The following is a 13,168-nucleotide window of genomic DNA, read 5'->3' as shown; positions in this document are numbered from 1 at the left end:
GGATGCCCAGTGGGTTAGGCACCCCTTACCTGTGCAAGCGTACTGACTATCGCTCGGGGGACGGTCAACGCTTCATGAAGCTCACAACAGCGTCCCACAATGTGGATGCGAGTTCAGCCTTCGCGCCCAGCGGGATCGCGATCTCGGTGCCGTCGGCCCCCAGCAGCCAGCCCGAATTGTCCTCCGTGCCGAAGGCCTTGCCGTCGCCCACGGCGTTGACGACCAGCAGGTCGGCCCCCTTGCGCTTGAGTTTCGCGCGGGCGTGGTCGAGGACGCTGCCGTGCTCGTCACCGGTTTCCGCGGCGAAGCCCACGACGACCTGTCCGGGACGCCGGTTCTGCACCAGTTCGGCCAGGATGTCCGCATTGCGGTCGAGCGTGATGACCGGGTCCGGCTGGTCGTCGGACTTCTTGATCTTGTGCTCGGCCCGGTTCGCCGGCCGGAAGTCGGCGACCGCGGCGGCCATCACGACGACGTCCGCGGCCTGGGCCGCGGCGTGCACCGCCTGCCGCAGCTCCTCCGCCGTCGAGACGTGCTCCACCGCCGCGCCCGCCGGATCCGGGAGGGCGACCGTGTGGGCGGTGACCAGGGTGACGTCGGCGCCGCGCTGGGCGGCGACGCGAGCCAGCGCGTAGCCCTGCTTGCCGGACGAGCGGTTGCCCAGGTAACGCACGGGATCGAGGGGCTCGCGCGTGCCGCCTGCCGAGACCACCACGCGGACGCCTTCGAGGTCGCGCGGGAGGGCGCCGGGGCGGGCCAGCAGCAGCCGGGCCAGGTCGACGATCTCGGCCGGGTTCGCCAGGCGGCCCTTGCCGGTGTCGGCACCGGTCAGCCGGCCGGAGTCGGGCTCGGTGACGATCATCCCGCGCGAGCGCAGCAGCGCCACGTTGTCGCGGGTCGCGGGGTGCTCCCACATCTCCGTGTGCATCGCCGGGAAGAAGGCGACCGGGCACCGGGCGGTGAGCAGGGTGTTCGTCAGCAGGTCGTCCGCGAGGCCGTGGGCGGCCTTGGCGAGCAGGTTCGCCGTGGCCGGGACGACCAGGACGAGATCGGCCTCCTTGCCGACGCGGACGTGCTGGACCTCGGGCACCTCGGTGAACACGCCCGTGTGCACGGGGTGACCGGAGAGGGCTTCGAAGGTGGCCGCGCCGACGAAGTTCAGCGCGGCTTCGGTGGGGACCACGCGGACGTCGTGACCGGATTCGGTCAGCCCGCGCAGCACCTCACAGGCCTTGTAGGCGGCGATGCCGCCGCCCACGCCCAGGACGACGCGGGGTTTACTCACCCTCGGTGTGCTCGAGCAGGCCGCCGTGGATCTCGCGCAGCGCGATCGAGAGCGGCTTCTCGCGCGGGCCCGGCTCGACGAGCGGGCCGACGTACTCGAGCAGGCCCTCGCCCAGCTGGGCGTAGTAGTCGTTGATCTGGCGGGCACGCTTGGCCGAGTAGATCACCAGCGCGTACTTCGAGCTGACCTTTTCGAGCAGGTCGTCGATCGGCGGGTTGGTGATGCCCTCGAGCTCTTCGGTCAAGATTGCCTGGGTGGTCACTCGTGGTGCTCCGCATCTTCGGAAGACTGATCAGTAATCAAGTTTAGCAAGTGCTCCGCGGCCGCCCGCACGTCGGCGTTGACGACGCGGTGGTCGAACTCCCCCGCGGCCGCCAGCTCGCGCTCCGCCTCGGCCAGCCGGGCCTGCACCGCGGCCTCGGTTTCGGTGCCGCGCCCGGTGAGCCTGCCGACCAGTTCCTCCCACGACGGCGGCATCAGCATCACCAGCCGGGCCTCCGGCATGGCCGCGCGGACCTGGCGGGCACCCTGCAGCTCGATCTCGAGCACCGCGGGCCGCCCTTCGGCGAGGGCCTTCTCGACCGGCTCGCGCGGGGTGCCGTAGCAGTTGCCGGCGAACTCGGCCCATTCCAGCAGCCTGCCGTCGGCGATCATCGCGTCGAACTCCGCGCGGTCGACGAAGTGGTAGTGCGCCCCGTCGACTTCGCCGGGACGCGGCTTGCGCGTGGTGACCGAAACGCTGAACCAGACGTCGGGCTCCAGCTTCCGCAGTTCGCCCACCACGCTCGACTTCCCGACTCCCGAAGGCCCCGATACGACGGTGAGCCGGTGCCGGGGGAGGTCCCCCGTCACCGGCTCACTGCCGCGGTCGGCGCCCCGGTTCACCGGGTAGTCACGACCGGCGCCGTTCACTCGCCGCTGAACTCGGCCAGCAGCGCCTTGCGCTGCCGGTCGCCGAGGCCGCGAAGGCGACGGCTGGGGGCGATCTCCAGTCGTTCCATGGTCTGCTGCGCGCGGACCTTGCCGACGCCCGGGAGGGCCTCGAGCAGAGCCGAAACCTTCATCTTGCCGAGGACTTCGTTCTCCTCGGCCTGCTTCAGCACGTCGACCAGAGTGGTACCGCCCCGCTTCAGCCGCTCCTTCAGCTCAGCACGGATGCGGCGGGCGGCGGCGGCCTTCTCCAGCGCCGCAGCGCGCTGTTCCTCTGTCAGCTGGGGAAGTGCCACGTTTTCCTCCGGTAGTTCTCAAAACTGGGTGGGTGACGCGACGGTACCCACCCGTGAGCACCGGCCACAATGCGGGGGTGCCTGGTGGGGGCCCGTTCCGGCCCCTGCTATTGGCCGTTTTCCTGCGGGTCGGCCAGCACTTCGGCGACCCGTTCGACCGCTTGGCGCAAAGCCGCTTGCTCCGGACCGTGCTTCAGGATGTCGCGGGACGACGCGGGCAGCACGCCCGGCAGGGACACACCGAACAGGGCCCGCAAATCGGCCACAGTGGCTCCCTGGGCCCCGAAACCGGGCGCCAGCACCGGACCGTTCAGCCGCGAGAGATCGAGCTCCCCCGGCGGAACGGTGGCGCCGACGACGACACCCACATCGCCGAGCGGTTCCGCGCATGCGTTGAACGCCGCCACGGAATCGACGATCGACTGCGCCACCGTGCGCCCGTCGGGCAGCCGGGCGTTCTGCACGGCGGCCGCTTCCGGGTTCGAAGTCCGGGCGAGCACGATGATGCCGCGTCCCGCCGCGACGGCCGTTTCGGCGCACTGGGCCAAAGAGCCGAAGCCGAGGTACGGCGAAACGGTGATCGCGTCGGCCGCGATCGCCGCCCCCTCGGCCACGTACGCGGCCGTGTACGCCGCCATCGTGGACCCGATGTCGCCGCGCTTGACGTCCAAAAGCACCAACGCGCCGGCGTCGCGGGCCGTCTCGACGACCCGCTCGAGCACGCGGACGCCGCCCGGTCCGAAACTTTCGAAAAACGCCGACTGGGGCTTCACGATCGCCGCGCGCGCCGCCAGGACCTCCGTGGCGGACAGCGCGAACCGTTCCAGGCCCGAGACGTCCACCGGGAGCCCCCAGGCCTCGATCAGGCCGGGGTGCGGGTCGATCCCGGCGCACAGCGGGCCGCGGGCCGCGACGGCCTTGGCCAGCCGCGCCCCGAACCGCTCCGGCCCGCTCACGACCCCGCTCACGACTTGGCCTTCAGCGCCGCCTGGAGCTCCTGCAGCGACCGGACCCCGATGTCACCCCGGATCAGCGCTTCGATGCCGTGCACGGCCGCCGCGGCGCCCTGCACGGTGGTCACGCACGGGATGTCGCGGGACACCGCCGCGGTGCGGATTTCGTAGCCGTCGACGCGCGGACCGCTGTTCCCGTACGGGGTGTTGATCACCATGTCGACTTCGCCGGCGAGGATGACGTCCACGATGTTCGGCTCCGCTTCGGTGGAGCCCTCGTAGTGCTTGCGCACCACCGTACAGCCGATCCCGTTGCGCCGCAGCACTTCCGCGGTGCCGGAGGTGGCGAGGATCTCGAACCCGAGGTCCGCCAGCCGCTTCACCGGGAACACCAGCGAGCGCTTGTCGCGGTTGGCGACCGAGACGAACACCCGGCCCGACGTCGGCAGCGAGCCGTACGCGCCGCTCTGGGACTTGGCGAACGCCTTGCCGAAGTCGACGTCGACGCCCATCACCTCGCCGGTGGACTTCATCTCCGGGCCCAGCAGCGAGTCGACGCCGTGGCCTTCGGGGGTGCGGAAGCGGTGGAAGGGCAGCACGGCTTCCTTGACCGCGACCGGCGAGTCGGCGGGCAGCTGCCCGCCGTCGCCCTCGGCAGGCAGGACCCCGTTCTCGCGCAGGTCCTTGATCGTCGAGCCGGTCATGATCAGCGCGGCGGCCTTGGCCAGCGGCACCGCGGTCGCCTTGGACACGAACGGCACCGTCCGCGACGCGCGCGGGTTGGCCTCCAGGACGTACAGGACGTCGTCCTTGAGCGCGTACTGGACGTTCAGCAGCCCGCGCACGCCGACACCGCGGGCGATCGCCTCGGTGGAGCGGCGGACGGTCTGCAGGTCGGTGTGGCCGAGGGTGATCGGCGGCAGCGCGCACGAGGAGTCGCCGGAGTGGATGCCGGCCTCCTCGATGTGCTCCATGACGCCGCCGAGGTAGAGCTCCTCGCCGTCGAACAGCGCGTCGACGTCGATTTCGATGGCGTCGTCGAGGAACCGGTCGACGAGCACCGGGTGTTCCGGCGTGACCTCGGTGGCGCGGCGGATGTAGCCGGCCAGGGTCTCCTCGTCGTAGACGATCTCCATGCCGCGGCCGCCGAGCACGTAGGACGGCCGGACGAGGACCGGGTAGCCGATCTCGTCGGCGATCCGCTTGGCGCCCTCGAAGGACGTCGCCGTGCCGTAGCGCGGCGCGGGCAGCCCGGCGTCGGTGAGGACCTCGCCGAACGCGCCGCGGTCCTCGGCCAGGTGAATGGCCTCCGGCGGGGTGCCCACCACCGGGACGCCGGCGTCGGCGAGCTTCTTGGCCAGGCCCAGCGGGGTCTGGCCGCCGAGCTGGACGATGACGCCGGCGACCGTGCCGGACGCCTGCTCGGCGTGCACGACCTCCAGGACGTCCTCGAAGGACAGCGGCTCGAAGTACAGCCGGTCGGAGGTGTCGTAGTCGGTGGACACGGTTTCCGGGTTGCAGTTGACCATGACGGCCTCGAAACCCGCCTCCCGCAACGCGATCGCCGCGTGCACGCAGGAGTAGTCGAACTCGATGCCCTGGCCGATCCGGTTCGGGCCGGAGCCGAGGATGAGCACCTTCGGCTTGTCGCTCTGGACGGCCACTTCGGACTGCGCGTCGGGGTCGGACTCGTAAGCCGAGTAGTGGTACGGGGTCTTGGCCGCGAACTCGGCCGCGCAGGTGTCGACGGTCTTGAACACCGGCCGCACGCCGAGGCGGTGCCGCAGCGCGCGGACGCCGTCCTCGCCGGCCAGTTCCGGCCGCAGCGCGGCGATCTGGCGGTCGGACAGGCCGGTGCGCTTGGCGCGGCGCAGCAGGTCGCCGTCCAGCACCGGCGCGTCGCGGACTTCGGCGCCGACCTCGCCGATGAGGGCGATCTGGTCGATGAACCACGGGTCGATGCCGGACGCTTCGTGGACCTGCTCGACGGTGGCGCCGAGCCGCAGCGCGCGCTCCACTTCGTACAGCCGGCCTTCGTGCGGCGTGCGCAGCTCGTCCAATGTGGACTCCAGCGTGACGCCTTCGGGGTCGGGCAGCGTCCAGAAGCCGGTCGCCTTGGTCTCGATCGACCGCATCACCTTGCCGAGGGCTTCGGGGAAGCTGCGGCCGAACGACATCGCCTCGCCGACGCTCTTCATCGTCGTGGTCAGCGTCGGGTCCGCGCCCGGGAACTTCTCGAAGGCGAACCGCGGCATCTTGACGACGACGTAGTCCAAAGTGGGCTCGAACGCGGCCGGCGTCTCGCCGGTGATGTCGTTCTGGATCTCGTCGAGCGTGTAGCCGATGGCGAGCTTCGCGGCGATCTTGGCGATCGGGAAGCCGGTGGCCTTACTTGCGAGAGCGCTGCTCCGGGACACGCGCGGGTTCATCTCGATGACGACCATCCGGCCGTCGCGCGGGTTGATCGCGAACTGGATGTTGCAGCCGCCGGTGTCGACGCCGACCTCGCGCAGCACGGCGATGCCGACGTCGCGCATCACCTGGTACTCGCGGTCGGTGAGGGTCATCGTCGGCGCGACGGTGACCGAGTCGCCGGTGTGCACGCCCATCGCGTCGATGTTCTCGATCGAGCAGACGACCACGACGTTGTCGTGCTTGTCGCGCATCAGCTCGAGCTCGTACTCCTTCCAGCCGAGCACGCTCTCCTCGATGAGCACCTCGGTGACGGGAGATTCGGCGAGCCCGGTGGAGGCGAGCCGCTCGAGGTCCTCGGGCGTGTGCGCCATGCCGGAGCCGAGCCCGCCCATGGTGAAGGACGGCCGGATGACGACCGGCAGGCCGAGTTCCTCGACGGTGTCGCGGACCTCGTCCATGTCGTGGCAGACGCGGGAGCGCGGCACCTCGGCGCCGACCGTGCGGACGATGTCCTTGAATTTCTGCCGGTCTTCACCGCGCTGGATGGCGTCGATGTCGGCGCCGATCAGCTCGACGCCGTACTTGTCGAGCACGCCACGCTCGTGCAGCGCGACGGCGCAGTTGAGCGCGGTCTGCCCACCGAGGGTGGCAAGCAGCGCGTCGGGACGCTCTTCGGCGATGACCTTCTCGACGAAGTCGGGGGTGACCGGCTCGATGTAGGTGGCGTCGGCGAACTCGGGGTCGGTCATGATGGTGGCCGGGTTCGAGTTCACCAGGGAGACGCGCAGGCCTTCGCTGCGCAGCACCCGGCAGGCCTGGGTGCCGGAGTAGTCGAACTCCGCGGCCTGCCCGATCACGATCGGCCCGGAGCCGATCACCAGCACGTGCTGGATGTCCGTCCTCTTCGGCATCAGTTTCCTTCTTTCACCAGGCGCCGCAAGCCGTCGCGGAAGACCTGAAAGCTTTTGGATCGGTTGTTCTCGATGTCCATGTGGGGCGCGATGTCGCGCGCTGCGCGGACCTTCTGGAGGCCCTTCTTGTGGTAGTCGTGCAGCACGTACCCCAACCCCTCCGACGCACCGCCGGGAACGTTCTCCGGGTCGCGGAACTTGGCCTGGTTCCCCAAGCTCGGTGGAACTCGGGGATAGGCCGCATTCAGCGCCGGAACGTCTCCGAGGAACCAGGCCTCGAGCTCTTCGATCACGATGCGGAACAGGGCCGCTTCAGCGGGCAGTCCCACTTCGTGCGCGATTTCGAGGAGACGGCTCTTCAGCTCGGCGCAGTCATCGTCATCCCGGTCCAGCAGGACGACGATCCGCAAGCCCGCCTCGGCCCAGTAGTAGGTGTAGTCGCGGAGCCGGACAGGCAGCTTGCGCAGCAGATCGGGCTTGCCGTTGAAGGGGACGATCCGGAAGTCGACGCCAGGAACGATCTTCGGGAGGAGAACTTTCAGCGCCTCTTCCGCGGACAGTTCCTCGACGAGCACTTCGAGGCGACAGGGAGCCAAGACGGTCACGGGCGCTCCCCGAGCGGGTCGCCGAACCGGAAGTATCCCTCGGTCCAGAGGTCGCCGAGCGCTCCCCCGGACTCCACCATGCGGACGATCGGTGCTTCGTCGGAAGCCCGTTTGGTCTTGGCGTAACCGTCATTCCCGCGGGCGAACGTCCAGACCTCGTCCGGTCGCAACGCGTCGACGAAGCGAGGCGCGTGGGTCGCGACGATGACCTGGTCGGCTCGCGCGTCGCGCGCGTCTTCGGCGAGCGAATAGTGCAGTCGAGGGTGGACCTGGTTCTCCGGCTCCTCGATGAGGAGGACCGAGGCGTATGTGCGCAATGCCAACAGGTAGCCGAGCAGCAGCAACGTGCCGTCGGAGATGTTCTCCGGCCCCACCAGCTCTTCTTTCCCCTGCTCGCGCAGACGAACAATCCAGCTGCCGTCACCCTGCTGGAAGGATTCGATGTCTTCGAGCCCCGGGACATACTTCCGCAGCGACGCCCTGATGTTCTCCCACTCTTGAGGGAGCTCAAGGCTGAACAGCCGGACGACGGAACCCAAGTTCTCCCCGTTCGGTTTGAGCCAGACCGTTCTGCTCTCCCTCGAACCTTTCCGCATTGCGTCGAGATTCAGGTCTGCAAGAACGATCTGCCCGATGAACCGGCGAAACCTGCCGACTTCGACCTTGCCTGCAAGCTGGCTCACCACGCCCAGCCCGAGGAGGTCAGGCCCCGCCAATTCGAGGAGTTCCCATGCACCGGCATTGGCGAACCCACCGTCACCGCGCCGGAAGTGCAAGGCGTCGAAGGGCGTCTCGGCACCCTCGGGCTGCCAAGTCAGTTTCTCCTCGGCCACCACCGGCTCGTCATCGTCGTACTCGATGGCGAGCCGGTACGCGCCCACCGCGCCTTCGATGCGACACGTCAGTTCGATCTCGACCGGCCCGGTCGCACCATGGGTGATGATGTCGGCGGCACCCCCACGCTTGTCCCACGCCGAGCGCAGCCCGACCCGAAGCGACTCGGAGAGGAAGTCCAGCGCGTCGAACACCGTGGACTTCCCGCTCCCGTTCGGCCCCAGCAACGCCGTCACCGGCGTCAGGCCGTCCAGCTCGACGTCCCGGAGCACCCGGAAGTTCCGGATCCGGAGCCGCTCGATACCGGTCGTGAGGGTCACGACCGCTTCTCCATGAGCGAAACGAATTCGTCGAACAGGGGCGCCGCGTCGTGCGGACCGGCTGCGGCTTCGGGGTGGTACTGGACCGAGAACGCCGGGACGTCCAGCGCCCGCACGCCCTCCACCGTGTCGTCGTTGGGGCAGTAGTGGCTGATCTGCGCCGCCCCGAACGGGGACTCGAAGCGCCGGCCCGGCTCGCCTTCGAGGGCGAAGCCGTGGTTCTGCGCCGTGATCGCCACCGACTTCGTCGCCACGTCGATCACCGGGATGTTGATGCCGCGGTGGCCGTAGCGCATCTTGTACGTCCCCAGGCCCAGCGCGCGGCCGAGGACCTGGTTGCCGAAGCAGATGCCGAACAGCGGGATCTCGCGGCCGAGGACCTGCTTGGTCAGCTCGGTCGCGTGCACCGTCGTCGCCGGGTCGCCCGGGCCGTTGGACAGGAACACGCCGTCCGGCTCGATCGCCAGCACGTCTTCCAAAGAAGCGGACGAAGGCAGGACGTGCACCTCGATCCCGCGCTTGACCATCTGGCGCGGGGTGTTGGACTTGATGCCCAGGTCCAGCGCGGCCACCCGGAAGCGAACTTCACCGTCGGGCGAGACCACGTACGGCGAACGCGTCGAAACCTGCCCGGCCAGGTCGGCACCTTCCATCTTCGGGCTCTCCAGCACCGCCGCGACCATGTCGTCGACCGTGCCGAGCGCGTCACCGGAGAACACCCCGGCGCGCATCGCGCCGACCTCGCGCAGGTGGCGGGTCAGCGAGCGGGTGTCGACCTCGGCGATGCCGACGATCCCCTGGCGCACCAGCTCCTCGTCCAGGGTCCGGCGCGAGCGCCAGTTGGACGGCGTGCGGGCGGGGTCGCGCACCACGTAGCCGTTGACCCAGATCTTCGAGGACTCGTCGTCCTCGTCGTTCCAGCCGGTGTTGCCGATCTGCGGCGCCGTCTGCACCACGATCTGGCCGTGGTAGGACGGGTCGGTCAGCGTCTCCTGGTAACCGGTCATGCCGGTGCAGAACACCGCCTCGCCGAGGGTTCGCCCCTGCGCGCCGTAGGCAGCGCCGCGGAACACCCGGCCGTCTTCGAGTACCAGTGCGGCCTGAGCGCGCGCGTTCACTGGGCACCTCCCTTGATCTTGAGCTGTTCGATCCACTGTGGATAGTCGTCGAGGTCGTCGCCGCGGAAGCCGGTGTCGAGCTCGGTCTCGCCGAGCCGCCAGGTGACGACCAGCAGGGCCTCCGTGCCCATCACCTTCCCGGCGATCTTCGTGTCGCGCCGGATGCCGGTGACGGCGCCCCGCGGGATCCAGAAGTCCGGCGCTCCCCCGCGCTCGACGGCGATGCCGCCGTCGTGGAGCCGCCACACCGCACCGGTGCGCAGGCCCGCGCCGCGGGTGACGATCCGGTTCTGCCACTCCCCCGCGATCGTCGTCGACAGGTAGACGCCGGTGGACTCCAGCAGGACGTCACCCGGCTCCGGCGGGATCGCGGGGAACGGCGGCACCTGGGCGCTCTGCGAGCGGGACTTGCGCCGCCAGCCCACGTACATGCCCCAGAGGCAGAGCAGGAAGAAGGCGACGATCGCCAGCACGAGCCAGAAGCGCTCCATCAGCCGATCTTCCCGTCCCGCGCGGTGATCCGCCCGCGCAGCAGCGTCGCGGTCACCACGCCGGGCAGCCGCATTCCCTCGTACGGGGTGTTGGCCGCGATGCTGGCCAGCTCCGCGCCCCGGACCGTCCACTCGGCGTCCGGGTCGACGAGGGCCAGGTTCGCCGGCTCGCCGACGGCGATCGGGCGGCCCTGGTCGGCGAGGTTGCCGATCTCGGCCGGCCGCTCGCTCATGACGCGGGCGACGCCGCGCCAGTCGAGCAGCCCGGTGCGGACCATGGTCTCGGTGACGATGGACAGCGCCGTCTGCAGCCCGAGCATGCCCGGCCGGGCCGCGCTCCACTCGGTGTCCTTGTCCTGCACCGCGTGCGGGGCGTGGTCGGTGGCGACGCAGTCGATGGTCCCGTCGGCCAGCGCCGTCCGCAGCTTTTCGGCGTCGGACTCCGTGCGCAGCGGCGGGTTCACCTTGTTCACCGGGTCGTAGGTGGCCAGGCGCTCGTCGGTGAGCAGCAGGTGGTGCGGGGTGACCTCGGCCGACACCTTCGTGCCGCGGTCCTTCGCCCAGCGCAGCACGTCCGCCGTGCCCGACGTCGAGACGTGGCAGACGTGCAGCCGCGCGTTCGCGTGCAGGGCCAGGAGGCAGTCACGGGCCACGATGGACTCTTCCGCCGCCGCGGGCCAGCCGGTGTAGCCGAGCCGGGCCGCGCGCTCGCCCTCGTGGGCCTGGGCGCCGACGGTCAGCCGCGGCTCTTCCGCGTGCTGCGCGATGACGACGTCGAGCGCGGTCGAGTACTCCAGCGCGCGGCGCATCAGCAGCGGGTCGGCGACGCAGAGGCCGTCGTCGGAGAACACCTTCACCCGGGCCTGCGAGTTCGCCATCGTGCCCAGCTCGGCGAGCTTCTCGCCCTTGAGCCCGACGGTGACCGCGCCGACCGGGTGGACGTCGACCAGGCCGACCTCCTGCCCGCGCCGCCAGACGTGCTCGACGATCACGGCGTTGTCGGCGACCGGGTCGGTGTTGGCCATGGCGAACACGGCGGTGTAGCCGCCGAGCGCCGCCGCGGCCGAGCCGGTGTCGATCGTCTCGGTGTCCTCGCGGCCGGGTTCGCGCAGGTGGGTGTGCAGGTCGACGAAGCCCGGCAGCAGGACCTGCCCCGCGGCTTCGATGACCTCGGCGTCTTCCGGGACGTCGACCGCGCCGATCGCGGTGATCACGCCGGCCTCGATGAGGACGTCGACCGGGTCGCCCTCGCCGTAGGGCCGGGCGCCCTTGATCAAGGTGCTCACGCGGCGGCTCCTTCACTGGCCAGGAGGTGGTAGAGGACCGCCATGCGCACGTGGACGCCGTTGCGGACCTGTTCGGTGATGGCCGAGGCCGGGGAATCGGCGACCGCCGAAGCGATCTCCATCCCGCGCAGCATCGGGCCGGGGTGCAGCACGACCGCGTGGTCCGGCAGCAGCTTCTGCCGCCGTTCCGACAAGCCGTAGGCGATCGAGTACTCGCGGGCGCTCGGGAAAAAGCCGCCGTGCATGCGCTCCGCCTGGACCCGCAGCATCATGACGGCGTCGACCGCGGGCAGCTCGGCGTCCAGGTCGTGCGAAACGGTCACCGGCAGGCTTTCGACACCGTAAGGAAGCAACGTCGGCGGCGCGACCAGCACCACCTCCGCACCGAGGGCGGCGAGCAGGTGGATGTTCGAGCGGGCGACCCGGCTGTGCAGGACGTCCCCGACGATCGCGATCCGGCGGTCCTTCAGGGACCCGAGGCGCTCGCGCAGGGTCGCCGCGTCGAGCAGCGCCTGCGTCGGGTGCTCGTGGGTGCCGTCGCCGGCGTTGACCACCGAGGTGCCCGGCTCGGCGAGCCACTCCGAGAGCCGCTGGGCGGCGCCGCTGGCCGGGTGGCGGACGATCACGCAGTCGGCGCCCGCGGCGGCCAGCGTCAGCGCGGTGTCCCGCAGCGACTCCCCCTTGTTGACCGAGGAGCTGGACGCGGAGACGTTGATCACGTCCGCGCTCATCCACTTCCCGGCGATCTCGAACGACACCCGGGTGCGCGTCGAGTTCTCGTAGAACAGGGTGATCACCGTGCGGCCGCGCAGCGTCGGCAGCTTCTTGACCTCGCGGCCGAGCAGCGTGTGCTTGAGCTCGTCGGCGGTGTCGAGCACGGCCGTGGCCAGCGCCGGGTCCAGGCCGTCGGTGGCGAGCAGGTGCTTCACGAGTCCTCTCCAGCAGCAGTGTCCGACGAGCGCAGCAGAACGGCGTCGCGGCCGTCGATCTCGGCCAGCAGGACGGAGACGCCTTCGGTGCGCGCGGTCGGGACGTTCTTGCCCACGTAGTCGGCGCGGATCGGCAGCTCCCGGTGACCGCGGTCGACCAGGACGGCCAGCTGCACCGCGCGCGGGCGGCCGTGATCACGGAGGGCATCGAGCGCGGCCCGGATCGTCCGGCCGGAGAAGAGGACGTCGTCGACGAGGATCACGACGCGGTCGTCGATGCCGTCGGGCGGCAGCTGCGTCTGTTCGAGCGCGCGCGGCGGGCGGCGGCGGAGGTCGTCCCGGTAGAGGGTGACGTCGAGGGCGCCGGTGGGCGGGCGGGCCCCGGAGAACTCGCCGATCTTGTCGGCGAGGCGGGCGGCGAGCGGCGTGCCCCGGGACGGGATGCCGAGCAACACGGGCGGGGTAGTGCTCTCCGCACCGTTCGCGGTCTTTTCGATGACCTGATGGGCCATTCGGGCGATCGTGCGCGCGACATCGCCGGCCGTCAGGAGCTCGCGCTCTCCGGCCGAACCAGCCGCGTCACGCGGGCGTGACGACAAACCGGACTCCTTCCCCGCCTCACCGGACGGGTCCTTAAAGGACGTCTGTTCCCCTGCTGGTCGGGGCTTTCCCACCGACAGTAGCAGGCACTTTGCTCAGTCTTCCGGGTGGTGTGGCGTGATTCGCGGCAAGCTTCTGCTTGACCTGGTGACAACAATGCGTAACCATTACTCTGAGTATTCGACTCAGCGAGTC

The 13,168-nt window shown here is 70.1% G+C and carries 13 protein-coding genes; all 13 read right to left on the bottom strand.

The annotated features are described in order from the left end of the window. Positions 1–64: 64 nt before the first annotated feature. The gene (gene coaBC / locus BLW76_RS17370; RefSeq protein ID WP_167384638.1) at positions 65–1,285 is read right to left on the bottom strand and encodes a bifunctional phosphopantothenoylcysteine decarboxylase/phosphopantothenate--cysteine ligase CoaBC; all 1,221 of its coding nucleotides are present in this window, start codon (positions 1,283–1,285) and stop codon (positions 65–67) included. After that, positions 1,278–1,547: a DNA-directed RNA polymerase subunit omega gene (gene rpoZ / locus BLW76_RS17365; protein ID WP_003096400.1), complete on the bottom strand. Its 270-nt coding sequence runs from the start codon at positions 1,545–1,547 to the stop codon at positions 1,278–1,280. The genes coaBC and rpoZ overlap by 8 nt, the downstream gene beginning before the upstream one ends. Next, positions 1,544–2,197, bottom strand: coding sequence for a guanylate kinase (gene gmk / locus BLW76_RS17360; protein WP_091308429.1), 654 nt, complete (start codon positions 2,195–2,197; stop codon positions 1,544–1,546). Before gmk ends, rpoZ begins: the two co-directional genes overlap by 4 nt. Beyond that, complete coding sequence (gene mihF / locus BLW76_RS17355; protein WP_003096398.1) at positions 2,194–2,511, bottom strand: integration host factor, actinobacterial type; 318 nt, start codon at positions 2,509–2,511, stop codon at positions 2,194–2,196. The genes gmk and mihF overlap by 4 nt, the downstream gene beginning before the upstream one ends. Positions 2,512–2,618: 107 nt before the next feature. After that, positions 2,619–3,467: an orotidine-5'-phosphate decarboxylase gene (gene pyrF / locus BLW76_RS17350; protein ID WP_091319502.1), complete on the bottom strand. Its 849-nt coding sequence runs from the start codon at positions 3,465–3,467 to the stop codon at positions 2,619–2,621. 8 nt (positions 3,468–3,475) lie between these two features. Continuing rightward, on the bottom strand, positions 3,476–6,790 hold the full coding sequence (gene carB / locus BLW76_RS17345) for a carbamoyl-phosphate synthase large subunit (protein WP_091308427.1): 3,315 nt from the start codon (positions 6,788–6,790) through the stop codon (positions 3,476–3,478). Beyond that, complete coding sequence (locus BLW76_RS17340; RefSeq protein ID WP_244170195.1) at positions 6,790–7,395, bottom strand: DUF4276 family protein; 606 nt, start codon at positions 7,393–7,395, stop codon at positions 6,790–6,792. Before BLW76_RS17340 ends, carB begins: the two co-directional genes overlap by 1 nt. Continuing rightward, positions 7,392–8,549 (bottom strand): AAA family ATPase, encoded by a 1,158-nt coding sequence (locus BLW76_RS17335; RefSeq protein ID WP_091308424.1) that lies wholly within the window; start codon positions 8,547–8,549, stop codon positions 7,392–7,394. The genes BLW76_RS17340 and BLW76_RS17335 overlap by 4 nt, the downstream gene beginning before the upstream one ends. Then, the gene (gene carA, locus BLW76_RS17330) at positions 8,546–9,667 is read right to left on the bottom strand and encodes a glutamine-hydrolyzing carbamoyl-phosphate synthase small subunit (protein ID WP_091308421.1); all 1,122 of its coding nucleotides are present in this window, start codon (positions 9,665–9,667) and stop codon (positions 8,546–8,548) included. Before carA ends, BLW76_RS17335 begins: the two co-directional genes overlap by 4 nt. Further along, on the bottom strand, positions 9,664–10,158 hold the full coding sequence (locus BLW76_RS17325; protein WP_091308419.1) for a PH-like domain-containing protein: 495 nt from the start codon (positions 10,156–10,158) through the stop codon (positions 9,664–9,666). The genes carA and BLW76_RS17325 overlap by 4 nt, the downstream gene beginning before the upstream one ends. Beyond that, entirely contained in the window at positions 10,158–11,444 is a 1,287-nt protein-coding gene (locus BLW76_RS17320; protein ID WP_091308417.1) for a dihydroorotase, read from the bottom strand. The genes BLW76_RS17325 and BLW76_RS17320 overlap by 1 nt, the downstream gene beginning before the upstream one ends. Next, positions 11,441–12,373 (bottom strand): aspartate carbamoyltransferase catalytic subunit, encoded by a 933-nt coding sequence (locus tag BLW76_RS17315; protein ID WP_091308415.1) that lies wholly within the window; start codon positions 12,371–12,373, stop codon positions 11,441–11,443. Before BLW76_RS17315 ends, BLW76_RS17320 begins: the two co-directional genes overlap by 4 nt. Then, positions 12,370–12,972 (bottom strand): bifunctional pyr operon transcriptional regulator/uracil phosphoribosyltransferase PyrR, encoded by a 603-nt coding sequence (pyrR, locus tag BLW76_RS17310; protein WP_091308413.1) that lies wholly within the window; start codon positions 12,970–12,972, stop codon positions 12,370–12,372. Before pyrR ends, BLW76_RS17315 begins: the two co-directional genes overlap by 4 nt. Positions 12,973–13,168: the final 196 nt, after the last annotated feature.

The organism is Amycolatopsis tolypomycina (assembly GCF_900105945.1).
GTDB classification, from domain to species: Bacteria; Actinomycetota; Actinomycetes; order Mycobacteriales; family Pseudonocardiaceae; genus Amycolatopsis; species Amycolatopsis tolypomycina.
This window is presented reverse-complemented; position numbering and strand designations above follow the sequence as displayed.